The organism is Aeromonas sp. S19(2024) (genome assembly GCF_041402625.1).
Taxonomy (GTDB): domain Bacteria; phylum Pseudomonadota; class Gammaproteobacteria; order Enterobacterales; family Aeromonadaceae; genus Aeromonas; species Aeromonas caviae.
In genome coordinates, this window is record NZ_JBGLQU010000006.1 from 162,717 (window position 1) to 187,801 (window position 25,085).

The following is a 25,085-nucleotide window of genomic DNA, read 5'->3' on the forward strand; positions in this document are numbered from 1 at the left end:
CAGCCGGGTGTCGGCTGGTTAATGTCATCGTCCTGCATCAGGAGGATGACATGCGCTATATCGATTTACGAAGTGATACCGTGACCCAACCCACGGAAGCCATGCGCCAGAGCATGCTGCATGCCGAGGTGGGAGACGATGTCTATGGGGAAGATCCCAGCATCAATGCGCTGGAGCGCCGCGGCGCCGAACTGCTTGGCAAGGAGGCGGCTCTGTTCGTGCCCTCCGGCACCATGTCCAACCTGCTGGCCATGATGAGTCACTGCCAGCGTGGGGAAGGAGCCGTGCTGGGGGCGGCTTCCCACATCTATCGCTACGAGGCCCAGGGCTCTGCCGTGCTGGGCTCGGTGGCCCTGCAATCGGTCCCCATGCAGGCGGACGGCACTCTGGCCATCGAGGATGTGCGGGGGGCCATCGCTCCCGATGATCCCCATTTCGTCCAGACGCGCCTCGTCTGCCTGGAAAATACCCATAACGGCAAGGTGCTGCCATTGACCTACCTGCGCGCCATGCGCGAATTCGTCGACGAGAAGGGGTTGAAGCTGCACCTGGACGGGGCGCGCCTCTTCAATGCGGTGGTGGCGAGCGGGGAGCCGGTGGCCGCCATCGCGGCGCCTTTTGACAGCATCTCTGTCTGCCTCTCCAAGGGACTGGGAGCACCGGTGGGTTCCCTGCTGGTGGGATCGGCTGCGTTCATCGCCCGCGCCAGACGGCTGCGCAAGATGCTGGGGGGCGGCATGCGCCAGGGAGGGATCCTGGCCCAGGCCGCCCTGTTCGCGCTGGATCAGCACGTTGCCCGGCTGGCGGATGATCATCGCCGCGCCAGGCGTCTGGCAGAGGGGCTGGCCGCGTTGCCAGGCATCACACTCAACATGGGGGAGGTGCAGACCAACATGGTATTCCTGCGCCTGACCCAGGGAGATCCCGCCACCTTGCTGGGTTTCATGAAGGAGCGCGGTATTCTCTTCTCCGGCTACGGGGAGCTCAGGCTGGTGACCCACCTGCAGATCACCGACGATGACATCGACGAGGTGATCGACGCCTTCACCGAGTACCTGAGTGGCTGACGCCATTTCCTATCGCAACAACAAGGGCGCCATCGGGCGCCCTTGTTGTCATGGCCGGGTCGGTCATCCCTGGCGCTGGCCGGTGATCAGCATGGCCTCGTCGGTGGCGTCATAGATCATGATGGCCAGGTGGGTGACCTCTCCGGCGAAGTCGGCCAGCGGCACCAGGGTCAGGTTCTGGTACATGTAGGGGGCCGATCCCGTGATGGGGCGGTAGTTGGAGAAGCGCAACAGGTAGGGGCGCTGCTCCCAGGTGCTGAAGGCACGGTTGTTGAGCTTGAACACCATGTTGGCCTTGCGCTCGAACCAGGTCTTGTCCACATCGGGGAAGAGCGAGAACAGCCCCTGATCGCGCACTTCGCCTGCCAGCCGGCCGCTGTGACTCTCCATGAAGCCGTTCCACACCTGGATCCGGTACTCCCTGTCGAGCACGACCAGCCCCACGTCCAGATTCTGGACGATGTTCATCAGCCAATGAAACTCCCGAATGTCCATGGTCACTCCTGGTGGTTGCTGCCGCGGGGCGGTCAGAGCATGTGCATGATCTTGTTGTTCATGGTGGCGATGGAATCTTCGGTAAACAGCAGCAAGAGATCGCACTGCACCGCATAGCCCTGCACCCGATAGTTGATCTCGATGGCCAGAGTGCGGCGCCAGCGGCTCTGGTTGGTCCGAATGAGATCCTGAATGGGCCTGTGCTGGCCAAGCACCACGGGGTGACCCTGGCTAAAAGGGGTGTCGAGCTGGTTGGCATAGCCGCGCAAGAAGGCGCCAATCAGCACGTTGGCGGTGTCCATCAGCAGTTCCAGCTCGGCGCCGTGATCCAGCTCCCCCTGATGGTTCATCAGGCGGGCCAGGTCCTGGAAGCTGGCATCGTGGAACAGCAGCAGGGCCTCCCCGGCGATCCCGGCCCCGATAAAGCCCTGACAGACCGCAGAGAGCGTCTCCGACTCGGCGGCGGCCGAGAGCGCCATGTGCAGCTCGGAGACCTCCAGCACGTTGACGTTGGGGATGGGGAGCAGCACGAAGGCGCCGAGCAGGCGGGCCAGCAGATCCGCCCCCTGGCCCATGGCGACGTTGGCCAGCTCCTGATAGACATCCCGCAGCTCGGGGGTGAACTGGATGCTGCTCTGGGCAGCCTGGTGGCTGGCGACGGGCTGGTGCTGGATGGCCGTCACCTGGGTGGCTGATTGCCACAGACCGTGGCGCTTGAGCAAGGCAAGGAGGGTGTCCGGGGAAGCCGGCTTCTTGATGAAATCGAGGGCGCCAAGAGCCATGACACGCTCATGGGCTTCCGGCTGGATGTCGCCGGAAACCACGATCACCTTGCTGCGCACCCCCTCTCGCTTGAGGGTCTCGAGCACGCCATAACCGTCCATCTCCGGCATGGTGAGATCGAGAAAGATCAGGTCCCCGTGCCCCATCAGGATCTGCTCGACCCCTTCCAGTCCGTCCGCGGCCTGGTGCAAGGTGACACCCCAATCGGCGGGCAGGGCGCGCACCAGCTGTTTGCGCGCGAACCCGGAGTCATCACATATCAATACATTCATAGTGTTAGCCGACCTGTGCAACGAGGATTGCGCTAAGTGTGGGTCATCAGCCGTCAGATGCAACGGGCAGCGGCTGCGCCGGTGAAAATTGATCGTTCTGCTGACGGGTGCGATAGCGCTCGGAGTGCTTCTCGACGAAATCGGCGAACATCTTAACACGCAACGGGGTGAACCGGGGCTGGCAATGGAGCATGTAGAAGGGACGTTTTCCCGACTGCCAGTCAGGCAGAACGGGGACGAGCTGACCATCTTGCAGGAAGGGGTGCACATAGTGCTGCGGGGCGTTGACGATGCCGAGGTGGCGCTGGGCTGCCCGTACGGCGGCCTGGGTCTGGTCGATGCAAAGGCGGGGTGTGCGCTTGATGCAGACCGTCTGTTCGTCCCGCCCGTTCAGTTGCCAGTGCTGGTGGGGCCAGCAGTAGATGAGATCGTGCTCTTCCAGCTGGGTCGGGTGGGAGGGCACACCCATCTTCTCCAGATAGAGGGGGGAGGCGAACAGACCGTACTGGATGTGACCCAGACAGAGGGCGTTGGGCAGGGTCTGGGGAAGCTCGCCGTTGAAAAAGACCAGGTCCCTGTCCTGATCCGCCTGGAGGGCATGATCGTTGGACTGGCGGATGTCGAACTGTACCCCGGGATAGCGCAGGCCGAAGTCCACCAGCATGTCGACCAGGATGGTGTTGGAGAGGGCGATGGGGGCCGCGAGGCGGATGAGGCCGCTGATGTCCGTCTCCTCACCCCGAATTTCGCCGGTGGCCTGCTCTATTTCCGCAAGGGGGGTACAGAGGCGCTCGTAATAGCGCAGCCCTTCGTCCGTGAGACGCAGCTTGCGGGTGGATCTGTGCAGCAGGCTGCATCCGAGCTGCTCTTCCAGTTGGGAGATACGTCGACTGATGGTGCCGGTCGGCATGCCCAGCGCAGCGGCGGCGTGGGAGAAACCGCCCTCTTGCACCACCTTGACGAACAGATAGAACTCTTCGATGTACTTCATAAGCGGTTTTAGGGGGTGTTCTGGCTGTAACAAGCCAGTGACCTTATGAAGAGTCACCGGGCTTGGCAAGCGCAATCCGGCGTTTAATTGATCTGGATTAGATTCGACTCGCGCTGGTATTGCTGGAGCAGATGGACGAAATCTTCAGGGGATCTGTCCAGGCTGTTGTCGGGCACCAGCAGATCGTACCCCAACAGATCACGCAGCCGTGCCATGCGGTTGCCGAGCATGGCGATCACCCCCTCATAGCGCTGGCCGGAGGGTGAGCAGAAGCGGCTCTCCTCCAGCAGTCCCTCTCCCAGGAGCCCACTGCCGCACCCTCCGGTCGGGCAGTCGGAGCGCTCGCTTCGCATGGCCTGCATCAGCACGGCGCGCTGCTCGGTCAGCAGACGGACGGCGAGCCGGGGTGTGATCAGCGTCAAAAAAGCGTCGTAATCCTTTATTTTCAAGCCGATGTAGGGCAGCTCCACCAGATCCCACCCCAAATGGATACGTGGTTGGTCAATTCGCTGAATATTTCTCCATTTCAGGATCCAGCCGCCGTACTTGTGATGGTATTGCAGGCAGTCCTGACACAAAGAGAGACTAAAATGAGGCTCACCCAGTTTCCAAACCCCGACAAGAATTGTCATCAGACCCGCCAGGAGGAGGGAAATGGCGGGGATTAGTAGTTGTTCACGAAGAAAAAAAAGTATAAAAATCATAGCAATGGTTATCACCATGCCCAACAATACCAGTGTGAGTCCATTTCTTCGTACCATGGGGATCACATGTAGCGTTTTCATATGATTTCGGCCTTTTTTCATCCGTTTGTTATCCGATTATGGGCCGGAACGGATTTTGTACCAGCGTGAATGCTCCTGTCAGGGGGCGCAAGCGACTGGTTCGACCATGAGCTTTCAGCATGAATCATCACTCAACATGAATACGCTAGACGAACGCCTGCTCACCGTGATGGATGTCCTCCACACGCCGGTCTGGGTCTATGACATCCAGCGTCATCATATTTACTGGGCCAACGATGCTGCCCTCGGGCTCTGGGAGGCGAGCTCCCTGGCCGAGCTGAAGTCCCGGGATTTCTCCGCCGACATGGCCGCCGCCATCGATCTGCTGCTGCAGCGCTATCTCGGCGATTTCCAGCAGGAGCGCAGTTACAACGAGTGGTGGACCCTCTCGCCCAAGGGGGTCAAGAAGCAGGTCTATCTGCGTCTTTCCGGGATCCAGCTTGCCGGAAGGCAGATGATGATGGCGGAAGCGGTCATCGATGCCGACACCCTCTATCAGGAGTCCTCCCTCGCCACCGGCGACACCCTGGCCTGTCTCTTTGACAACGAGGGGCGCCTCGAGAGCGGCAACCATCACTTCGACATGTGCTTTGGCACCGGCATTCTGACGCTGCCCCAGATCTTCTCCGGTGCGGACGAGGCCTTCTATCGTCGCCTCTCCCGTCTGGACGAAGTGGTGGCCGAAGGGGAGTGTCGCACCCAGAAGGGGATGCGCTGGTTCCAGTACCAGTTTCGCCATATCCAGCAGGGGGCACGGATCCTGCTGACCATGCGGGACATCACGGATCGCAAGCTCGAAGAGCTGGAGCATCGCCACCTGGCCTGGCACGACTCCCTCACCGGGCTGCTCAATCGCTACGGCCTGATGAAATCCCTGGAAGCCTATTGCGGCCTCGGGGGGCGCTTTGCCCTGGTGTTCATGGATCTGGACAACTTCAAGCTGGTCAATGACAACTACGGCCACAAGGCCGGGGATCGCCTGCTGGAGCGGGTCGCCGGACGGCTCAAGCAGATCTGCCCGCGGGACGTGGAGCTGGCGCGCCTTGGCGGGGACGAGTTCACCGCCCTGGTGCCCCTCAACCAGGCGAGCGATCGGGCCCAGGAGGTGGCGGATCTCATGCTCTCCCAGATGAGCAAGCCACTGCAGCTGAGTGGTGTCCCCGAGGTCACCATCGGCGGCAGCATCGGCATCGCCATCTACCCGGACGACGCGGATGACGGCGACAACCTCATCACCCGTGCCGACATGGCCATGTACCAGGCCAAGCAGATGGGGCGACTTCGCTGGCAGCGCTTCACCCCCAGCATGCAGCAAAGCCTGCATCGCAAGCTGACCCTGAAGCAGTTCCTGGCCAAGGCCGTCGGGCGGGGGGAGCTCAGCCTGCGCTATCAGCCCCAGGTAGATGTGGCGCAAGGTCGGGTCATCGGTTTCGAGGCCCTGGTACGCTGGTACAATCCCGTGCTTGGCCATGTGTCGCCGGCGGAGTTCATTCCGCTGGCCGAAGAGATGGGGCTCATCCGGGAAATCGGAAGCTGGGTGCTTTCCACCGCATTGGCCCAGATGGGGGAGTGGCAGCGACAGGACGGGGTGAGGGTGCCGGTGTCAGTCAATCTCTCGGGCTTCCAGCTCTCTGCCAGTTTGCCGGAGCTGGTGGCCCAACTGCTCGAGGTATTCTCGGTGGAGGCGGCGCTGCTGACCCTGGAGCTGACCGAGACGGTGCTGATGCTCGACATGAAGGGGTGCATCGAGATCCTCGACGCCCTGAGCGAGCAGGGGATCAAGATCGCCATCGACGACTTCGGGACGGGCTACTCCTCCCTGGCCTACCTCAACCGGTTGCCCATCGACACCATCAAGCTGGACCGCTCCTTCGTGGTGGGACTCAACCTGCCGGTGATCCGGGCGACGGTGGCCATGGCCACCAGTCTGGGGCTCGGGATCCTGGCGGAAGGGGTGGAGGAGGAGCACGAGCTCGCGGCCCTGCAGACCCAGGGTTGCCATGTCTTCCAGGGGTTCCTGTTCAGCCGTCCCATGACCCCGGAAGAGGTGGCGGCGGCGGGGTTCGCTGTACAGTGCCGGCTGGGTCGCTACCCCCTCGCAAACCATTGAGCAAGTTGTCGATAAATGTGCGGCATCTCCCATTTATGAAGTGCGAGATGCCAAATTAAACATAATTAATCGAATTTTTGTCTCATATCATGGGATCCATTAGACGTTATCGCTAGTATGCGCGCTCATTCCTTGGTAATGGAGTATCACCATAATGAGTCAAGCTGCAGTGAACGAGCGTCCGGCCCCTCCCAACGGCTGGTTGAACCGCTTTCTGAACGGGGTCGAGAAGGCGGGCAACAAGCTGCCGGATCCCGCCATGCTCTTCCTCTATGCCTTGCTGATCGTCTGGGTCGGCTCCTGGATAGGCTCCCAGTTCTCCTTCGATCTGGTCAATCCCCGCACCGGAGAGGCCGTGGTCATCAACAACCTGTTGACCGGGGCAGGGCTGGCGGACTTTCTCGCCAGCATGGTCACCACGTTCACCGGGTTTGCTCCCCTTGGCATCGTGCTGGTGGCCATGCTGGGGGTCGGGGTGGCTGAACAGTCCGGTTTCATCAACACCGGGCTCAAGAAGCTGCTCAAGGTGACGCCGGCGCGCTTTCTGACCCCCATGCTGATCCTGGTGGCCATCGTCAGCCATACCGCCGCCGATGCGGGCTATGTGCTGGTGATCCCCATTGGCGGCATCATCTTCCATGCGGCGGGTCGCCACCCGCTGGCGGGGATTGCCGCAGCCTTTGCCGGGGTTTCCGGCGGGTTTGCCGCCAACTTCCTGCCCTCCGGCGGGGATGCTCTGCTTCAGGGTTTCACCCAGTCTGCAGCCCAGTTGTTCGACCCTGACTACATGGTCAACACCCTGTGCAATATCATCTTCACTGGCGCTTCTTCCTTGCTGATCATCTGCGTGGGCTGGTTTGTCACCGAGAAGATTGTCGAACCGCGCCTCAAGCAGGTGCCTCTCAACGAGGATCTGGAGAGCGCCGACGAGATGGGTCGTTACAGCGCTCAGGAAAGCCGAGCCTTCAACTGGGCCGGGTTCGCCATGCTGGCGGCCGTGGTGCTGCTGGGGCTGGCGCTGGCCCCCGGCGACTCGCCGATGAGGGCACCGGACGGTTCCCTCACCACCTTCGCCGCGCCGGTGATGAAGTCCATCGTGCCCCTCATTTTCCTGCTCTTCATCCTGCCCGGGATCGTCTATGGCTTTGTCGCCGGCAGCTTCAAGAGCGGCAAGGATGTGATCGACGCCATGTCGGCCACCATGAACAAGATGGGCTCCTACATGGTGATGGCCTTCTTCTGCGCCCTCTTCATCAAGGCGTTCGGGGATTCCAACCTCGGTACCCTGCTGGCGCTCTCCGGTGCCGAGGTGCTTCACGCCCTGGCGTTGCCGGGAGAGGTGACCATCGTCGGCATCATACTGCTGACGGCCACCGTCAACCTGGTGGTGGGCTCGGCCTCCGCCAAGTGGGCCCTCATCAGCCCCATCCTGGTGCCCATGCTGATGGCGGTGGGGATTTCGCCTGAGCTGACTCAGGCCGCGTATCGGGTGGGGGATTCCGCCTCCAACATCATCACCCCGCTGATGGTCTTCTTCCCCCTGGTGGTGGTCTATTGCCAACAGTATGTGAAGAGCACAGGCATCGGCACCCTGGTCTCCATGATGTTGCCTTACTCCCTGGCCTTCCTGGTGAGCTGGACGGGCTTCCTGGTGATCTACTGGGCGCTGGGGTTCCCGCTTGGGTTGCAGGCCCCCTATGTCTATCCTGCCCCTTGAGGGTGACGGGGGGCCTTGGGCCCCCCGCTTTTTTTGGGTAGAGTGTGACCTTCATCCCGGAGGTACCATGAACCCGACCATCGATCTCATTCTTTCCCATCGCTCCATTCGCCAGTTCACCCCAGAGCCCGTCAGCGCAGAGCAGCTGGATCAGATCCTGAGCGCCGCCCAGAGCGCCGCGAGCTCCAGCTTCCTCCAGGCCAACAGCATCATCCGGGTCACCGACAAGGGGCTGCGGGCCACCCTGGCGGAGCTGGCCGGTCATCAGGCCTATGTGGTCGAAGCGGCGGAGTTTCTGGTGTTTTGTGCCGACTACCATCGTCATAGCCAGATAGTGCCGGAGGCCCGCACCGGCTTTGTGGAGCAGCTCATGATCGGGGCCATCGACGGCGCCCTGATGGCGCAAAATGCCTTGCTGGCGGCCCAGTCACTTGGGCTGGGCGGGGTCTATATCGGCGGCATTCGCAACAATCCGGCCGAGGTGAGCGAGGTGCTGGGTCTGCCCCATCAGGTGATCCCGCTGTTTGGCCTCTGCCTGGGTCATCCCGCCCAGCGGCCGGAGCAAAAACCGCGGCTGCCCCGGGCGCTGATGGTGCACGAGAACCGCTATCCTGCCACCCTGGACCGCGCCCTGCTGGCCAGGTACGACGGGCAGATCCACGACTACTACCAGGCCCGCAGCAGCAACAACAAGGATCAGACCTGGAGCGGGCAGATCAGGGGGATCCTGGGCAAGGAGGCGAGGCCCTTCATGCTGGGATTCCTGCAGTCGAAGGGTTTTTGCCTCAAGTAATGGGGGCGGCGGGCGATATGGAGCAAGACGCACCGGATGCGGTCACCGCCTGCGAGCGTTCTTGTGAGGCAATACGGGATCTGGGCGCTACCCTATGAGGCTAAGCTGTTGTAGGATCTCGCAATTGGATTGGGACTGGAGTGTGAACACCCTATGATTTTAACCCTGATATTGCTGTCAATCGGCGCACTCCTGTTTCTGGTCATCGCCTATAACGTGGTGCAGCAATACAAGCAGAAGGCCGAATCGGACAAGCGCCAGGCCATTGCCCGTCACAAGGCGGTGGCAGACGAGACCGAAGAGGTGTTGCTGAACGTCAACCTGGTGCCCTTTTCCAAAAACATGGTGCTGCTGTTGCAACACCGGATCCTGGATGCCTACCGCGCCATCGCGCTGGTGATGCCCAATGCGCAGGTCAAGCAGCGCATCGCCGACGTCCAGCTCCAGATCAAGAACGTGCAGGAGAACTACAGCAGCCAGGACGAGGGGCATTTCAAGACGCCGGAGTCCGACCGCCAGGCCATCCAGATGCTGCAACTGGCCAAGAAGATGCGGGCCGTGCTGCGGGTCGAGCACAACAAGGGCAAGATAGATCCTCAGGGCTTTGCCCAGGAGGATCGCCGCCTCGAGCTGATGCAGCTCAAGATCAACATCGCCAACCTGCTCAAGCGGGCCATGGATGCCCAGATCCAGGGGCAGTACGGCACCTGCCGCCAGCTCTACACCAAGGGACTGGGGGCGCTGGCCAATGTCACCGACAAGGATCCCTACCTGCTGGCGCGGGAAGAGGACATGCGTCAGGGGATGCGCCAGCTGGAAGAACACCTGCAGCAGCACAGCGAGAAGGAGCTGCAAAACATCAAGGACAAAGAGACGGACGAACTGGACGTCCTGTTCCAACCTAAGAAGAAATGGTGATCATGTCACATCCACTGGATTCCACACTGGGGCCCATGGCCCCATTTGTTTGCCAACTGCTCACGGAAATGCATGCCGTCATGGGAGTCAAGGACTCCCCCGTGGTGGATCACCTCTGCTACCGCGCCGCCACCCTGCCGGAATATCTGGAGTTGAAAGCGGTGCTGGCCGCCCACGGAGTCTTGCTGGTGGAGGGGATGATAGGCGGTCGTCCCATCGCCACCTATCGCTTGCACCAGCCTGTCTGCTGGGAGCAGGTGACCGTCCCCTGCATCGAACTGGCCGCCCCCAAGGCGGGTCGAAGCCATCAGGCCGGGCTCGAACATATCGAGCTGGTGGTGCCCTCGCTCACGACCTTGGTGACGAGGCATCCGGATGTCCCCTTCAAGACCGGCAACATCGATGACGGACGCAATCCGGATATAGGATTGATGCTGCCCTCTGGGCAGATCAAGTTTCATCTGCGCCCGCTTGAGGAGGTGATCGACGAAGAGCTCTGCACCGGCGCCGTGGTGCCGGTACCGGCGGACTATTATGACGGTCTGTGAGGGAAGGGCCCGTTGACGGGAGCCTGATCCTGTGGCGTCAACGCACAAGCGGGCGCCACACGTCCTTTCAAGTGACCGAGCCAGAGGCTCAACCCGGCGGTGATCATCAACACCAGCTCGATGCCGAGCACCAGACCCCATAGCCCCCCTTGCTCCCAGAAGGGATGCAGATAAAGCCCGCCCAGACTGGCCCCCAGGTAATACCCCACCAGATAGAGCGACGAGGCGAGCGCCCGGTTGTGCTCCACGTGCTGGCCGACCCAGGCGCTGGCACAGGCGTGGGCCAGGAAGAAGCCGAAGCTCGAGACAAGCAATCCCCCGATGATGGCGACAAGGCTCCCCTGCAACAGGGCCAGGCTGCCGAGTGCCATCAAGGTTATTCCCGCCAGCAGCAGACGTTGTGCTCCCCAGCGATGGGCCCCGCGGCCGCTCAGTGAAGAGGCGACGGTGCCGGTGAGGTAGGTCAGAAACAGCATGCCGAGCCACTGGGTCGGCAGGGAGAAGGGGGCCTTGGCCAGCAGGAAGGTGAGATAGCTGTACTGGTTCAGGAAGACCATGAAGTTGAGGCCGCCGATGAGATAGGCCCCCACCAGCAAGGGGTTGCCAAGGTGGCTCTGGATGGCGCGGCGCAGTTGCCCAGGCGCTGCCTCCACGGCCACGAAGCAGCGCTGGGCGGGCAGCAGCCAGATAACCAGTGGCAGCAGGGCGAGGCTGATGATCCCGATGCCGAGGAAGGTGTGCTGCCAGTCACCAAACCAGCCAGCCAGCAGACCGCCGACCACCCGGCCCGCGATGCCCCCCAGGGAGTTGGCCGCGATATAGACGCCGACGGCTACGATCAGGGCACGTTTGCTGAACTCTTCCCCCATGTAGGCAATGGCGGTGGCGGGCAGCCCTGCCAGCAGGACGCCTTGCAGGATGCGCAGGCTCACCAGCACATCAAAGTGGGTGACCCAGGGGATGCACAGGGAGAGCAGGATGGCGGCCGCCAGGGTCCACAGCATGATCCGCCGCCGTCCGAACCGATCAGCCAGACGGGCACAGACGAGCAGGGAGCCTGCCAGCCCTGCGGTACAGCCTGCCAGCGTCCAGCTGGCGGACAAGGCGCTGACCGAGAAAACCTCTGCCAGGAGCGGCAGCAGGGGATGGGTCTGGTAGAGATTGAGGAATACCAGGAAGGAGCCCAGGCTGAGGGCCAGGGTGGCGCGTATCCATTCGCGACTGCCTACTTCGATCATATGGAGTTGTCCCGACGACTTTTGTGCAGGGTAGTGCGACGAAACGTATAAATATAATATATTTAAGTTATCACCCTGATAAATGAAATTGATATGGACCTGAAACAGCTCGGATACCTGCTGGCGGTGCGCGATGCCGGCTCCTTCACCAGGGCGGCCCAGGGGCTGAACGTGGCCCAGCCTGCCGTCAGCATGGCCATCGCCAAGCTGGAGCAGCAGCTCGATCTGCGGCTGTTTGACCGGCAGGACCGCAGCGTGCGCCTCACCCCGGAGGGAGAGGTCCTTTGCCGCCACGCCGAACGGCTGCTGCGCCAGATGCACCAGGCCGAGGCCGAGATGGCCGAGCTCAAGGGGCTGGAACGGGGGGAGGTGCGCATCGGCATCCCCTACATGATGGGATCCTATTACTTCCCGCCAATCCTGATGGCGTTCAAGCATCGCTACCCCGGCTTGAAGATCCGGGTGGAGGAGGCGGGCACCCGGGAGCTGCTCAGCCGCATGGTGGATGGCAGTCTGGATCTCGCCATCCTCATCACCAGCGATCTGCCACCGGCCCTCGAGGGGGCGCAACTGCTGCGGGAAGAGATGCTGATGGTGGTGGGGGAGGAGCACCCGCTGCGCGGCGCTGAGTCGGTCTCGCTGCCACAGTTCTTCGGCCAGGAGCTCGCCATGTTCCGGCGAGGCTTCTACCACAGGGAACATATGGAGGTGTTGGCGCAGGGGTTGGGGGTAGAGCCTGACATCGCGTTCGAAAGCAATCTCATCCCGCTGCTCAAGGCGGTGGTGCGTCAGGGATTCGCCGTGACCACCTTCCTGCGCATGGCGCTGGAAGAGGAGCCGGCCCTCACCGGCATCCCTTTTTCACCCCCCATCTTCCTGGATCTCTGCGTAGCCTGGCGACAGGGGGATCCGCTCTCCATGGCGAACCGGGCATTGCGGGATTTTTTGCTGTCACAAAGGGATATTTCTCACCATTGCGCTACAAATACTGAATGATTGAGTGGTATCACCAATAAAAACGCCTCCAATCTGGAGGCGTATGCTGACAAGGTGGATGCAGCCTTATTTCTTGAACAGGTGATCCAGCTTGTTTGCCTTGGTGGAGAGATAAAACTCGTTGTGGGGATTGCGACCTTCCTGAAGGGGCACGCGCTCCGCCACCGGGATGCCAAAGGATTCCATCGCCTTCAACTTGCGCGGGTTGTTGGTCATCAGGCGCAGGGACTTGACCTCGAGCGCCTTGAGCATGTCGGCACAGATGGTGTAGTCGCGCATGTCGGCGGCAAAGCCAAGCGCCACGTTGGCCTCCACGGTATCGGCCCCCTGATCCTGCAGATGATAGGCCCGGATCTTGTTGAGCAAGCCGATGCCTCGCCCTTCCTGACGGACATACAGCAGGACGCCGCGGCCCGCCTTGGCGATGTTTTCCAGCGCGGCCTGCAATTGGAAGCCGCAGTCACAACGCAGACTGAACAGGGCATCCCCGGTCAGACACTCGGAATGAATGCGTCCCAGCACGGGTTCGCCGTCTGCGATATCGCCCATCACCAGCGCGGCATGATCCTTGCCCGTGCCGGTTTCCTGAAAACCAACCAGCGTGAAAGTGCCCCAGGGGGTCGGCAACTTGGATTTGGCCACGAGGGTAACGCTGCTCATATGGTTGCTCCTGACTACAGCTGCTTAAAAAAGGGCGGCCAGTTTAGCGCGCATTGTCCGGAACAACCATAAGAACAAAACCTTGCGTGAGAAGTGGGTTAACCCGATTGGTCAGAATAGGTGCAATCACGACGACTTTTGCGCAATTGTGTGCCCTGACAACTGCCAGCGACGGCGCATTCGGGTATAATCGGCGCCCATTAACCCATCCCGACAGGGATGTGTGCAACCAGTCAAGATGCCGAGTGCGCAGGAGAAACGTTATGGCTCAGATGGCCCCCGTGATGACTATTGATGGCCCAAGTGGAGCAGGAAAAGGCACCTTGTGCCAGTTGCTGGCTGAAAAACTGGGCTGGCACCTGCTCGATTCCGGTGCCATCTACCGGGTGCTCTCCCTGGCAGCCCTGCATCACGATGTGGAGCTCGATTCCGAAGCCGCATTGGTTCCCCTGGCCGCCAATCTGGATGTGCAATTCCAGGTGGAAGGGGAGCTGGTCAAGGTGATCCTCGAAGGGGAGGATGTTTCCCGCACCATTCGTACTGAAGAAGTGGGCAACGCGGCCAGCAAAATCGCGGCGTTTCCCCGGGTACGTGAAGCCCTGCTGCGTCGCCAGCGAGCATTTCGCCAAGCCCCCGGTCTCATCGCCGACGGTCGCGACATGGGTACAGTGGTTTTCCCCGAGGCGGATGTGAAGATTTTCCTCGACGCCAGCGCCGAGGAGCGGGCCCAGCGTCGCTATAAGCAGTTGCAAGATAAGGGCTTTGATGTTAACTTTGAGCGTCTTTTAACCGAGATTCGGGAACGTGACGATCGCGACAGAAATCGCGCCGTCGCTCCTCTGAAACCCGCGGAAGATGCTCTTGTTGTAGACTCAACGTCCATGACCATAGATGAAGTGCTGGCAACGGTGCTTGCCTATGCAGAGCAACAACTTGGTGATGTCAGCGCAAACTGATGTCAGTCGTCTGCACCAAGGATGGCGCAGATAATTTAAAACAACCCCGCTTGTGCCGGATTGCAAGTGGATGTTTCATTTGTGACATAAACAATGATCGAATCTTTTGCTCAACTCTTTGAAGAGTCCCTGAACGCCGTTGAAACCCGTCAAGGTTCCATCGTCAAGGGCACTGTCGTTGCTATCGAGAACGGTTTCGTACTGGTTGATGCCGGTCTGAAATCCGAGTCTGCTATCCCGGCTGAAGAATTCAAGAACGCCATGGGCGAGCTGGAAATCAACGTAGGTGACTCCGTTGACGTGGCTCTGGACTCTATCGAAGATGGTTTCGGCGAAACCAAGCTGTCCCGCGAAAAAGCCAAGCGCCACGAAGCCTGGCTGCAGCTTGAAAAAGCTTACGAAGAGCAAGCTACCGTTATCGGTATCATCAACGGCAAGGTCAAGGGTGGTTTCACCGTTGAGCTGAACGGCATCCGTGCCTTCCTGCCGGGTTCTCTGGTTGACGTGCGTCCGATCCGTGACACCGCTCACCTGGAAAACAAAGAACTCGAGTTCAAAGTCATCAAGCTGGACCAGAAGCGCAACAACGTTGTGGTTTCCCGTCGTGCCGTGATCGAGACCGAGAACACCTCCGAGCGTGAAAGCCTGCTGGCCAACCTGCAAGAAGGTCAAGAAGTTAAGGGTATCGTCAAGAACCTGACCGACTACGGTGCATTCGTAGATCTGGGCGGTGTTGACGGCCTGCTGCACATCACCGACATGGCGTGGAAGCGCGTTAAGCATCCTTCCGAAATCGTCAACGTTGGCGACGAGATCGCTGTCAAGGTTCTGAAGTTCGACCGCGAGCGTACCCGTGTATCCCTGGGCCTGAAGCAGCTGGGCGAAGATCCCTGGGTTGCTATCGCCAAGCGTTACCCGGAGACCACCCGTCTGTCTGGCCGCGTGACCAACCTGACCGACTACGGCTGCTTCGTTGAAATCGAAGAAGGCGTTGAAGGCCTGGTACACGTATCCGAGATGGATTGGACCAACAAGAACATCCACCCGTCCAAGGTTGTCAACGTTGGCGACGTGGTTGACGTGATGGTTCTGGACATCGACGAAGAGCGTCGTCGTATCTCCCTGGGTCTGAAGCAGTGCAAATCCAACCCGTGGCAGCTGTTTGCCGAAACTCACGCCAAGGGCGACCGTGTTTCCGGCAAGATCAAGTCCATCACTGACTTCGGTATCTTCATCGGTCTGGATGGCGGCATCGACGGCCTGGTTCACCTGTCTGACATCTCCTGGAACAACCAGGGCGAAGAAGCCGTGCGTGAATTCAAGAAGGGCGACGAGATCGAAGCCGTTGTTCTGCAAGTGGACCCGGAGCGTGAGCGCATCTCCCTGGGCGTCAAGCAGATCGAAGAAGACCCGTTCAATAAGTACCTGTCTGACAACAAGAAAGGTGCTATTGTGAAGGGCAAGGTTACCGAGGTTGATGCCAAGGGTGCCGTGATCGAACTGGCTGACGGCGTAGAAGGCTACCTGCGTGCCTCCGACGCTGCTCGTGACCGCGTAGAAGACGCCACTCTGGTGCTGTCTGTTGGTGACGAAGTTGAAGCCAAATTCATGGGCGTTGATCGCAAGAACCGTACCGTAAGCCTGTCTGTCCGTGCCAAGGACGAGGCTGATGAGCGTGTTGCCATCGACAGCCTGAACCAACAAGAAGAAGTTGTGTTCAGCAATGCCATGATGGAAGCGTTCAAAGCCGCCAAGGGTGAGTAATCCTTGATGCAAGAAAAGGGCGGCATTGCGCCGCCCTTTTTTATCTTGGCAAAATGATTATTGCATGTGATCGGGGAAGGAGATTTAACCTTATGACCAAATCAGATCTCATCGAACAACTGGCAGCCAGCCGCATGCATATGCCGGCCAAGGATGTCGAAGCCGCTATCAAGGAGATCCTTGAGCAGATGGCATCGACCTTGCAAAACGGCGACCGGATTGAAATCCGAGGATTTGGCAGTTTCTCGCTGCACTATCGTGCGCCCCGCGTGGGTCGCAACCCCAAGACCGGGGACAAGGTTGAACTGACCGGGAAATATGTCCCGCACTTCAAACCTGGCAAAGAGTTGCGCGAACGCGTCAACATCATCGAATAATGCAGAAAACGGCATACCTGAGTATGCCTTTTTCATTTTTATGTTCTGGAGTCTGCCCGTTGTCGGGTTTCTCACACTCTTTTCCCATTCGCGCTAGAGTCTGCCTGTGATTTTAAGGATAATCAGTCACTCATTCGCTACAGACAGGGAGCTCCCATGAAGCGTATCTTGGCCCTCATTCCACTGGTGCTGGTGTTTGTCCTGACCCTTGCCATCGGTTCTCAAAATGGTCAGCTGGTGCAGTTCAACTACTTGATCGCCCAGGGGGAGTTCTCGCTCTCCATGTTGCTGGGGTTCTTCTTCGCCGGCGGTTTTCTGCTGGGCTGGCTGGTATTTGGTCTGCTGTTCCTGCGTCTCAAACTGCAAAATCGCACCCTGAACCGAACCATGCGTCGTCAATCTCGCGAGTTGGAGCTTGCCCGGTCGACAACCAAGGAATAATGTCCCTCGATGCTTGAACTGCTTTTCCTGCTGTTGCCCATCGCCGCCGGTTATGGCTGGTACATGGGCCGCAGGAGTGTTCGCCAGGACACCCAGCAACAGAGTAACCAGTTTTCCCGCCAGTACGTGGCGGGCCTCAACTATTTGCTCTCTGACGAGTCGGACAAGGCGGTGGATCTCTTTATCCAGCTGCTGGAAGTCGACAGCGAAACCATCGAAACCCACCTCTCCCTCGGCAACCTGTTCCGTCAACGGGGCGAGGTCGATCGCGCCATCAAGATCCACCAGAACCTGGTCGCCCGTCAGCTGACCCGTGAGCAGCGTCAGCTTGCCTTGCAGGAGCTGGCCCGTGACTTTCTGGCTGCCGGATTGCTCGATCGGGCCGAAGCACTCTGGAAAGAGCTGTGTGATGACAGCGATTTCGAAGAGACGGCTCTGGCACAGCTCCTGATCATTCATCAGCAGTTGCGTGACTGGGACAATGCCATCGCCGTGGCGGTGCGTCTGCAGAAATTCCAGGGCAAGAAACTGGCCGAGCCCATTTCCCACTTCTATTGCGAACAGGCGGAGAGTGCCTTGCGCGATGGCGACAAGCCTGCGGGCATCGCCAAGCTCAAGCGTGCGCTCGGTGCCCACCCGGCCTGTGCCCGCGCCAGCCTGCGGCTGGCCGATCTGGCGATGGAGGAGGGCAGGTTCGAGGATGCGGCCAAGGAGCTCCTGCGGGTGTTCGAGCAGGACATCGACTTTGCCTCCGAAGCCATGCCAAAACTGCTCGAATGCTATCGCCAGCTTGGTCGCAGCCAGGAGCTGATCCCGCTGCTTGAAAAAGCGGTAGAGGATCATGCGGGGGTCAGCGTGACCCTGGCGCTGGCCAATCTGGTGGAGGCCCGCGATGGGTTGAGTCAGGCCCGTGCGCTGGTGCTGCGCCAACTGCGTCGCCACCCCTCCATGAAGGGGTTTTATCAGCTGGTCGGTTTCCAGTTGGCCAGTGCCGAGGAGGGGCCTGCCAAGGAGAGCCTGGAGCTGCTGCAACAGTTGGTCGGTGAGCAGATCAAGATCAAGTCGACCCACAAGTGCCGCCAGTGCGGCTTTGCCACCCATTCGCTGTTCTGGCAATGCCCTTCCTGCCGGCAGTGGGGCACCATCAAGCCGATCCGAGGGCTGGATGGAGAGTAAACGCCAGCGAGGCCAGCGCGCCCGGGCGAGCACGGATACCCAAGAATTTCAGATGCCAGCGTGCAACCGGGCCCCGGCTCTGCTGTGCCTGGCTGTGGCATAACAATCCATAGGAAGTGACATGCAAGACCCCAAAGTACTGGTCGCGCTGGATTATCAGCACGAAGCCGACGCCTTTGCCTTCATTGAGCAGATCTCACCGGCCCAGTGCCGCCTCAAGGTAGGCAAGGAGATGTTTACCCTGTTTGGTCCCCAGTTCGTTCGTCAACTGGTGGCCAAGGGGTTCGACGTCTTCCTGGATCTGAAATTTCACGACATTCCCAACACCGTCGCCAAGGCGGTGGCGGCCAGTGCGGAGCTGGGCGTCTGGATGGTGAATGTCCATGCCAGCGGTGGCGAACGCATGATGCGTGCCGCCAGAGAGGCGTTGCTGCCATACGGCGACAAGGCGCCCCTGCTCATCGGGGTAACCGTGCTGACCAGCATGGAGCAGTCCGACATGGCGCCCCTGGGTCTGGATGTGACGCCGGCAGAACAGGTGATCCGCCTGGCCACCCTTGCCAAGACGGCCGGGCTGGATGGTGTGGTCTGCTCCGCGGAAGAGGCGAGTGTGCTGAAGGGGCTGCTGGGAGCCGAATTCAAGCTGGTGACGCCGGGCATTCGTCCGAGCGGATCGGCTGCCGGTGATCAGCGCCGCGTCATGACGCCGCTGGCAGCGGTGGAGGCGGGGGCGGATTATCTGGTGATCGGGCGTCCCATCACCCAGTCCTCGGATCCCGCCGCCGTGCTTGGGGCGATCAATGCCGAGCTTTGCCGGTAACGGCGTAATGGGCGAATGAGCGCAGGCCGGATCCCAGATCCGGCCTGCTGCATTTTGGCCGTGAGCTTGCCTTGCCTATGGGGAGCTCAGGAGTGGACGGCCTGGGCGTCCAGACGAATGGGGAAGAAACCGAGCAGCAGGCCGGCGAGTGCACCGATGAAGTGTGACTCGATGTGTACCCTGGCACCGATCAAGGCGGAGACAGGGCTCTCGCCGGCACTGTAAAAGTCCACACCGAGCTTGATGGCGACGCCCGCTAGCATCAGCCAGCCGGAGTGACGGCGAAAGCGGATGTCCTGCATGGCACCCCATACGAACAAGCCGTGCAGCAGGCCGGAGAGTCCCATGTACCATTGGGTTTGCGGGCAGCCCCACCAGATGCCGAGTCCGACCGCCGTTCCCAGCAGCAGCAGCAGCACGGGCAGGCGCCATCCCGTCAGGTACTCCTGAAACAGGCTGTAGAGCACGGCCAGACCGCTCAGGTTGAGCAGCAAATGCCATCCATTGGTGTGTGCCAGATTGCCTGTTATGATGCGCCACCCTTCGCCCTGGGCGATCAGGTCGCGATCGAAGGCGAGCTGATGATTTGGCACGGTGAAAAAGAGCAAGGCAGTGACGAGCGAAAGCGCGATGACCCAGAGCAGACCCGATTTTCCTGACAACATGAAGCAGCCCAACGACAAAGAGAGCCGATACTGTACACGCTGTACCCGGGCCCTCAAAGCGTGCCTGTGCGATTATATTCAGCGGGTGCCGAACCTGGCTGCACTCCATATTCTGCAACACCCTGCCGAAGTAGGTCACCCCAAGGGGACGGCTGCGTTGCTGGCTGCGTCCCTGACCGATGTGCGCATCCATGTGGGGGAGGACTTTTCCGACGATGAAGGGCTCAATACCCTGCTTGCTGACCCCGCTGTCCAGTGCTACGTGCTGTGGCCCGATGAGGAGGCCCTGACCCTGATAGAGGCAAGGGAGCATCTCCTGAGGCGTGGACGCACCGTGCGAGCCCACTTCATCCTCCTCGATGGTACCTGGCGCAAAGCCTATCGCATGTTGCACAGCTCGCCTGCACTGCTCGGGTTGCCGCGGATCACCCTCGGCGCCATTGCCGGACAATATTCCATTCGCAAGAAGCCCTTTGAGGAGGCACTGTCCACCCTGGAGGCGGGCTACCATCTGTTGTCCCGGTGGGAAGGAGAGCCTGAGCGCTTCGCCCCGCTGATGACCCTGTTTACCCATTTGAACCGGCAGTGGCATGACTTTGCACAAGGCCGCCGCCGTTGAGTTGCCCAGAGGAGTGAAAACATGAAAAAAGCCGTCGTGGTCTTCAGTGGCGGGCAGGACAGCACCACCTGTCTGGTGCAGGCACAGGCCCGCTATGACGAAGTGCATGCCATCACCTTCGATTATGGCCAGCGCCACCGGGCGGAGATTGACACCGCCCGCCATCTGGCGACGGCGCTCGGGATCGCCGCCCACAAGGTAATGGATGTGACCATGCTCGGGGAGCTGGCCATCTCTGCGTTGACCCGGGACGACATACCGGTGAGCTTCGAGCTTCAGGAGAACGGCCTGCCCAACACCTTCGTGCCGGGACGCAACATCCTGTTCCTGACTCTGGCGGCCATCTATGCCTATCAGGTGGGTGCCGAAGCGGTGATCACCGGGGTGTGCGAGACCGACTTTTCGGGCTATCCCGATTGCCGCGACGACTTCGTCAAGGCGCTCAATCAGGCGGTCTCCCTGGGGCTGGATCGCCCCATCCGCTTCGAAACCCCCCTGATGTGGCTCGACAAGGCCGAAACCTGGGCGCTGGCGGATCATTACGGTCACCTCGATACCGTACGTCACCAGACGCTCACTTGCTACAACGGTGTCCAAGGAGATGGTTGCGGGGCCTGTCCGGCCTGCGAGCTGCGTCGCCGTGGCCTGGATCACTATCTGGCTGACAAGACCGGCATCCGTGCCAGACTTTACGAGAAGAGCGGACTGGGCGAGAAAAGCGGATCCTGAGCCTGTGCCTAGCCCGGGTTTGGGGTATAATCCGCCCCTTTTGCAGCAAGTCGTGACCAAGATGCACTACCCAATCAACGAGATCTTCCAGACCATCCAAGGGGAGGGGGTATTTACCGGCCTGCCCGCCATCTTCGTTCGCCTTCAGGGCTGCCCGGTGGGCTGCCCCTGGTGCGATACCCGCCACACCTGGGTGGTGGACCCCGAGCGTGAGGTGGCCCCTGGCGAGGTGCTCGATCGTTCCAATGAGTCCGACGGCTGGAGCAAGATGAGCACGGAAGATATCCTGGCCAGCTTTACCCGGCTCGGTTACCGGGCCCGTCACGTGGTGTTGACCGGTGGTGAGCCCTGCCTCTACGACTTGCGCGAGCTCTCTTCGGCCCTGGTGGCATCGGGTTATCAGGTGCAGATCGAAACCAGCGGGACCAGCGAGGTGCTGACCCATGAGCAGACCTGGGTGACTGTTTCCCCCAAGATCGGCATGAAGGGTGGGTTGCCGGTGCTGGTCTCTGCACTGGAGCGGGCCAACGAGATCAAGCACCCGGTGGCCACCGAGCACCATATCGAGGAGCTGGATGCCTTGCTGGCCACCGCCCGGCTGCGCCCCGATGTGATGATTGCGCTGCAACCCATCAGCCAGAAAGCCAGGGCCACGGAGCTGGCCATGGCGACCTGCATCGCCCGTAACTGGCGACTCTCCATCCAGACCCATAAATACCTGAATATTGATTGATATGGATGGACTCAGCGATGAGCGCATCTTGCTGACGCTGGCCAGCAAGATGCCTTACGGGAAATACAAGGGGCGGCGCATCATCGATATTCCCGAGCCCTATCTGGTATGGATGGCGCGAAGCGGTTTTCCGGCCGGTACCCTGGGCCAGTCTCTGGCACTGGCCTACGAGATAAAGCTCAATGGACTCGAGTCCATGATTATTCCCATTATTAACAGGATGTCAGAATGAGAATATATACAAGGCAAGGGGACAAGGGGCTCACGCGACTGGCCGATGGCACTTCCCTGGCCAAAGACGATAAACGTGTCGAGACCTATGGCGCCATCGACGAGCTGAATTCCCAAATAGGCTTGTTGATGGCTGAAATACCCGCCGGGGAGACGACTCTCCTGGCCGATCTCATATTGTTGCAGCAGGAGCTGTTTGATCTGGGCGGGGAGCTGGCATTTTCCAGTGAATCGCAAACGGATGCGCTGTGGCAGGTGAACGAGGCTTGGACGAACAGGCTCGAGCAACAGATCGATGCCTACAGTGCCGGGTTGCCGGTGCTGCGCAATTTTATTTTGCCGAGCGGTTCGCGGGCGGCGGCCCAGGCACATGTGGTGCGTACCCTGACCCGTCGCTGCGAGCGCCTGCTGCTTGGGTTGAGCCGCGTAGAGCGGGTGAATCCGGCTGTTTTGCCCTATCTCAACCGGCTGAGCGACTGGTTTTTCACCATCGCCCGATACTTGCTGGTATCGTCAGGCACCCCGGAGATCCTCTGGGTCAAGGCGGCTGACAGAGGCTGACAACCGCTCGAAGCGGCAATAAAAAAACCTCGCCTTGCGAGGTTTTTTTATTGCTGTGGAAAGGGGCCTGATATTGCTGTCAGATAGCAAAGGCTTCCACGGATTTGCCTTCGGCAACGGCCTTGGCAATGACCGAGGGCATGCGGCCCTGACCGGTCCAGGTTTTTTCCACGCCATTGTCAAGATAACGATATTTGGCGGGGCGGGGCGCACGTTTGCTGACCTTGGTATTCTCGGGCACCACGGTGTTGACCAATTCGGCGGGATCGATCCCTGCGGCCTTCAGCATTTCGGCATATTCGGCAATTTTCTTTTGATGTTCTTCACGGGCCTGGCGTTCGGCGGATTCATCTTGCCGACGTTCATCGACGATGGCGGAGAGCTTTTCCAAGCCTTCTTCCAGTTGTTCCAGCGTCAAATCGCGGCAAGCTGCACGCAGGCTACGGATATTCAACAGCACTTTCAGAAATTCGTTCATATTGGCTACCACGCGAGCAAAATATTAAGGGAAAAACTGGTTTTTCGATAATTTATAGGGGTATTTGGCACCAAGTCAAGCCTGCCAAAATAATTAATTAGGCTGATAAATTAAGTCTTGAAATAGGTATGAAGGATATTTTTATCCGTTTGACGGGCCAACATCTTCGAATGGGTTCATGTCAGATGAAAATATCGCCAGCGGAGTCTTTGATGAACCATTTGACTATCTTTGAAGATGTGGGTGCCACAGAAACCTTGAAATTTAATCAAAAAACTTGCTATCACCCGGCGGCTCGATAAAATGTGCCGCGAATACCTTTAAGTAGAGGCGCGCTGCCTATGAGTAACCGAGCGGAGGGTGATGCCTGCGATGCTCGATGAAAGGAGTCGGCGCCGAAGTGACCAGGCCATCATACCGGGTTGCTGGTTCTGCATCTAATAGGTGCAGGACTGCCATAGTCATCCACTATGGAGCGCTACCTGAAGGGGCTGAGGAGTATACCCTCCCCATGGGTTTTGTTTCTTTGATCCTCTCGGTAGATCTCCACCTGTTGTCTTTAGGTGCAAAGAGATCATGGACATCGTTCATTACGCCGACTCCGGTTGGTCCGTCGTTCCCCCCCTGCTGGCCGTTGCGCTGGCGATCATCACCCGCCGCGTCCTGGTGTCGCTGGGGGTGGGCATAGTCGCAGGCAGCCTGCTGCTCAACCAGTTCTCTCCCCTTGCGTCCCTGCATTACATGCTCGATACCGTGCTCAAGATCTTCTGGGTCGACGGTGCGCTCAATCGTGACAACGTCAACATGATCCTCTTCATGTTGCTGCTGGGCGGCCTCATCAGTCTGATGAGCGTCTCCGGTGCGACCCGGGCGTTTGCCGAGTGGGCGGAGCGCCGCGCCAAGACCCGCAAGGGTGCCAAGTCCCTGACCGGTCTGATGGTGTTCGCCTTCTTCATCGACGACTTCTTCCACAGCTTGTCGGTGGGTGCCATCTGCCGTCCGGTGACCGATCGCTTCCAGATCTCCCGCGCCAAGCTGGCCTATCTGCTGGACTCCACCGCCGCGCCGGTCTGCGTGCTGATGCCGATCTCCTCCTGGGGGGCCTACATCATCGCCCTCGTCGGCGGCATCATGGCGGCTCATGGTCTGACCGACCAGAGCCCCATCTCCGCCTTCGTCGAAATGATCCCCATGAACCTCTATGCAGTGTTCACCCTGATCATGGTGCTGGTGGTGATCGCCTTCCAGCTCGACATCGGCCCCATGCGTCAGCATGAGCAGTGGGCACTGGAGGGCAAGCTGTGGGACGAGTCCAAGGGGCGCCCTATCGGTCTCGACATGGAGAGCCCGGAGGAGAGCAATGGCGGCATGATTGACATGGTGCTGCCCATCCTGACCCTGACCCTGGCCACCGTCTATTTCATGATTGACTCCGGGGCTGCGGTGCTGGCAGACAAGGGGCTGCCGTTCAGCGTGCTCGGCTCCTTCGAGAACACCAATGTCGGCTCCTCCCTGGTCTATGGCGCCCTGTGCAGCCTGGTGGTCTCCATCGGTCTGGCCATGCGCCTCAAGCTGGGGGCAAGCAACTGGATGAAAGCGGCTCCACAGGGGATCATGGCCATGCTGCCCGCCATCAACATCCTGCTGTTCGCCTGGACCATCGGCGCCGTGGTGCGCGATGTGGAAACCGGCAAATACCTGGCCTCCCTGGCCAATGGCAATCTGCCGGTAGAAGTGCTGCCCGCCGTGGTCTTTGTGCTCTCCTGCGCCATGGCGTTTGCCACCGGCACCAGCTGGGGTACCTTCGGCATCATGCTGCCGCTCGCCGGCGACATGGCGGCCGCCAGCGACATCAGTCTGATGCTACCCATGCTGGCCGCCGTACTGGCAGGGTCCGTGTTCGGGGATCACAGCTCCCCCATCTCCAGCACCAGCATCCTGTCTGCCACCGGGGCCGGTTGCCATCACATTGATCACGTGATGACCCAGCTGCCCTATGCCCTGGCCATCGCCTTTGGCGCTGCGCTCGGCTACCTGGTGATGGGGCTGATGCACTCCGCGCTGGCCGGTTTCACCGTGAGCGGGCTCTGGTTCCTGATCTTCTCCGGTTACCATTTGCGCAAAGCCCGGGCGTATAGCGCCGTGGCTGTCGCATAAGAGAA

The 25,085-nt window shown here is 60.1% G+C and carries 26 protein-coding genes, 1 pseudogene and 1 riboswitch; of the genes and pseudogenes, 19 read left to right on the forward strand and 8 right to left on the reverse strand.

Annotation, left to right across the window (positions count from 1 at the left end):
- Nucleotides 1–50: 50 nt before the first annotated feature.
- Nucleotides 51–1,067: a low-specificity L-threonine aldolase gene (ltaE, locus tag ACB037_RS14225; RefSeq protein WP_113070137.1), complete on the forward strand. Its 1,017-nt coding sequence runs from the start codon at nt 51–53 to the stop codon at nt 1,065–1,067.
- A 63-nt stretch (nt 1,068–1,130) separates the two neighbouring features.
- On the opposite strand, the gene ACB037_RS14230 is transcribed toward ltaE, so the two are convergent.
- From ACB037_RS14230 to ACB037_RS14245, 4 genes are all read right to left on the reverse strand, one after another.
- Nucleotides 1,131–1,562, reverse strand: a complete 432-nt coding sequence (locus ACB037_RS14230) for a PAS domain-containing protein (RefSeq protein ID WP_010675014.1) — start codon at nt 1,560–1,562, stop codon at nt 1,131–1,133.
- A 32-nt stretch (nt 1,563–1,594) separates the two neighbouring features.
- Entirely contained in the window at nt 1,595–2,617 is a 1,023-nt protein-coding gene (locus ACB037_RS14235) for a response regulator (protein WP_029314668.1), read from the reverse strand.
- A 46-nt stretch (nt 2,618–2,663) separates the two neighbouring features.
- The gene (locus ACB037_RS14240) at nt 2,664–3,608 is read right to left on the reverse strand and encodes a LysR family transcriptional regulator (protein ID WP_171865345.1); all 945 of its coding nucleotides are present in this window, start codon (nt 3,606–3,608) and stop codon (nt 2,664–2,666) included.
- A gap of 83 nt (nt 3,609–3,691) precedes the next feature.
- Complete coding sequence (locus ACB037_RS14245; RefSeq protein WP_275058586.1) at nt 3,692–4,414, reverse strand: DUF2982 domain-containing protein; 723 nt, start codon at nt 4,412–4,414, stop codon at nt 3,692–3,694.
- Nucleotides 4,415–4,562: 148 nt separating this feature from the next.
- On the opposite strand from ACB037_RS14245, the gene ACB037_RS14250 reads away from it, so the two are divergent.
- The 5 genes from ACB037_RS14250 to ACB037_RS14270 all read left to right on the forward strand — a co-directional run bounded on the left by ACB037_RS14250 (nt 4,563) and on the right by ACB037_RS14270 (nt 10,479).
- Nucleotides 4,563–6,503: a bifunctional diguanylate cyclase/phosphodiesterase gene (locus ACB037_RS14250; RefSeq protein WP_029314665.1), complete on the forward strand. Its 1,941-nt coding sequence runs from the start codon at nt 4,563–4,565 to the stop codon at nt 6,501–6,503.
- Between the two features lie 154 nt (nt 6,504–6,657).
- Nucleotides 6,658–8,220, forward strand: a complete 1,563-nt coding sequence (locus ACB037_RS14255; RefSeq protein WP_045524460.1) for an AbgT family transporter — start codon at nt 6,658–6,660, stop codon at nt 8,218–8,220.
- Between the two features lie 67 nt (nt 8,221–8,287).
- On the forward strand, nt 8,288–9,013 hold the full coding sequence (gene nfsA, locus ACB037_RS14260) for an oxygen-insensitive NADPH nitroreductase (RefSeq protein ID WP_371175464.1): 726 nt from the start codon (nt 8,288–8,290) through the stop codon (nt 9,011–9,013).
- Between the two features lie 153 nt (nt 9,014–9,166).
- Complete coding sequence (locus ACB037_RS14265) at nt 9,167–9,931, forward strand: hypothetical protein (RefSeq protein WP_010675007.1); 765 nt, start codon at nt 9,167–9,169, stop codon at nt 9,929–9,931.
- Nucleotides 9,925–10,479 carry a VOC family protein gene (locus ACB037_RS14270; RefSeq protein WP_219595829.1) on the forward strand — a complete coding sequence of 185 codons (555 nt, stop codon included), beginning with the start codon at nt 9,925–9,927 and terminating at the stop codon, nt 10,477–10,479. Before ACB037_RS14265 ends, ACB037_RS14270 begins: the two co-directional genes overlap by 7 nt.
- Here ACB037_RS14270 and ACB037_RS14275 read toward each other — a convergent pair.
- On the reverse strand, nt 10,464–11,717 hold the full coding sequence (locus tag ACB037_RS14275) for an MFS transporter (RefSeq protein ID WP_103243011.1): 1,254 nt from the start codon (nt 11,715–11,717) through the stop codon (nt 10,464–10,466). The genes ACB037_RS14270 and ACB037_RS14275 overlap by 16 nt on opposite strands.
- Nucleotides 11,718–11,810: 93 nt before the next feature.
- On the opposite strand from ACB037_RS14275, the gene ACB037_RS14280 reads away from it, so the two are divergent.
- Nucleotides 11,811–12,713, forward strand: coding sequence for a LysR family transcriptional regulator (locus ACB037_RS14280; protein WP_319860040.1), 903 nt, complete (start codon nt 11,811–11,813; stop codon nt 12,711–12,713).
- 66 nt (nt 12,714–12,779) lie between these two features.
- Here the strand turns inward: ACB037_RS14280 and ribA are convergent, their stop codons facing one another.
- A complete protein-coding gene (gene ribA, locus ACB037_RS14285; protein WP_010675003.1) occupies nt 12,780–13,373 on the reverse strand; it encodes a GTP cyclohydrolase II in 594 nt (197 codons plus the stop codon).
- A gap of 263 nt (nt 13,374–13,636) precedes the next feature.
- Between ribA and cmk the strand changes: the two genes are divergently transcribed.
- The 6 genes from cmk to pyrF all read left to right on the forward strand — a co-directional run bounded on the left by cmk (nt 13,637) and on the right by pyrF (nt 18,907).
- A complete protein-coding gene (gene cmk / locus ACB037_RS14290) occupies nt 13,637–14,329 on the forward strand; it encodes a (d)CMP kinase (RefSeq protein WP_041215039.1) in 693 nt (230 codons plus the stop codon).
- A 93-nt stretch (nt 14,330–14,422) separates the two neighbouring features.
- The gene (rpsA, locus tag ACB037_RS14295) at nt 14,423–16,093 is read left to right on the forward strand and encodes a 30S ribosomal protein S1 (protein WP_010675001.1); all 1,671 of its coding nucleotides are present in this window, start codon (nt 14,423–14,425) and stop codon (nt 16,091–16,093) included.
- A gap of 92 nt (nt 16,094–16,185) precedes the next feature.
- Complete coding sequence (ihfB, locus tag ACB037_RS14300) at nt 16,186–16,470, forward strand: integration host factor subunit beta (RefSeq protein WP_005299934.1); 285 nt, start codon at nt 16,186–16,188, stop codon at nt 16,468–16,470.
- Between the two features lie 156 nt (nt 16,471–16,626).
- A complete protein-coding gene (locus tag ACB037_RS14305; protein WP_010675000.1) occupies nt 16,627–16,911 on the forward strand; it encodes a LapA family protein in 285 nt (94 codons plus the stop codon).
- 9 nt (nt 16,912–16,920) lie between these two features.
- On the forward strand, nt 16,921–18,087 hold the full coding sequence (gene lapB, locus ACB037_RS14310) for a lipopolysaccharide assembly protein LapB (RefSeq protein WP_010674999.1): 1,167 nt from the start codon (nt 16,921–16,923) through the stop codon (nt 18,085–18,087).
- A gap of 121 nt (nt 18,088–18,208) precedes the next feature.
- Nucleotides 18,209–18,907, forward strand: a complete 699-nt coding sequence (gene pyrF, locus ACB037_RS14315) for an orotidine-5'-phosphate decarboxylase (RefSeq protein WP_069785130.1) — start codon at nt 18,209–18,211, stop codon at nt 18,905–18,907.
- Nucleotides 18,908–18,993: 86 nt separating this feature from the next.
- Here the strand turns inward: pyrF and rrtA are convergent, their stop codons facing one another.
- A complete protein-coding gene (gene rrtA / locus ACB037_RS14320; protein WP_223931729.1) occupies nt 18,994–19,572 on the reverse strand; it encodes a rhombosortase in 579 nt (192 codons plus the stop codon).
- On the opposite strand from rrtA, the gene ACB037_RS14325 reads away from it, so the two are divergent.
- The 5 genes and pseudogenes from ACB037_RS14325 (at nt 19,538) to ACB037_RS14345 (ending at nt 22,445) form a co-directional block, all read left to right on the forward strand.
- On the forward strand, nt 19,538–20,191 hold the full coding sequence (locus ACB037_RS14325) for a tRNA-uridine aminocarboxypropyltransferase (RefSeq protein ID WP_174213882.1): 654 nt from the start codon (nt 19,538–19,540) through the stop codon (nt 20,189–20,191). The genes rrtA and ACB037_RS14325 overlap by 35 nt on opposite strands.
- A gap of 12 nt (nt 20,192–20,203) precedes the next feature.
- Nucleotides 20,204–20,920 (forward strand): annotated as a pseudogene (queC, locus tag ACB037_RS14330) (7-cyano-7-deazaguanine synthase QueC); the annotation flags it as partial.
- Nucleotides 20,921–20,981: 61 nt separating this feature from the next.
- The gene (queE, locus tag ACB037_RS14335; RefSeq protein ID WP_010674994.1) at nt 20,982–21,653 is read left to right on the forward strand and encodes a 7-carboxy-7-deazaguanine synthase QueE; all 672 of its coding nucleotides are present in this window, start codon (nt 20,982–20,984) and stop codon (nt 21,651–21,653) included.
- Between the two features lies 1 nt (nt 21,654).
- The gene (locus ACB037_RS14340; RefSeq protein ID WP_039038687.1) at nt 21,655–21,885 is read left to right on the forward strand and encodes a DUF3820 family protein; all 231 of its coding nucleotides are present in this window, start codon (nt 21,655–21,657) and stop codon (nt 21,883–21,885) included.
- Nucleotides 21,882–22,445, forward strand: a complete 564-nt coding sequence (locus tag ACB037_RS14345) for a cob(I)yrinic acid a,c-diamide adenosyltransferase (RefSeq protein ID WP_045524470.1) — start codon at nt 21,882–21,884, stop codon at nt 22,443–22,445. The genes ACB037_RS14340 and ACB037_RS14345 overlap by 4 nt, the downstream gene beginning before the upstream one ends.
- Before the next feature lie 79 nt (nt 22,446–22,524).
- Here ACB037_RS14345 and ACB037_RS14350 read toward each other — a convergent pair whose 3' ends face one another.
- Nucleotides 22,525–22,923, reverse strand: a complete 399-nt coding sequence (locus ACB037_RS14350) for an H-NS family nucleoid-associated regulatory protein (RefSeq protein WP_041215041.1) — start codon at nt 22,921–22,923, stop codon at nt 22,525–22,527.
- Between the two features lie 317 nt (nt 22,924–23,240).
- Nucleotides 23,241–23,412: riboswitch (Lysine riboswitch) on the forward strand.
- Between the two features lie 87 nt (nt 23,413–23,499).
- Between ACB037_RS14350 and ACB037_RS14355 the strand changes: the two genes are divergently transcribed.
- Nucleotides 23,500–25,080 (forward strand): Na+/H+ antiporter NhaC family protein, encoded by a 1,581-nt coding sequence (locus ACB037_RS14355; RefSeq protein ID WP_151028431.1) that lies wholly within the window; start codon nt 23,500–23,502, stop codon nt 25,078–25,080.
- Nucleotides 25,081–25,085: the final 5 nt, after the last annotated feature.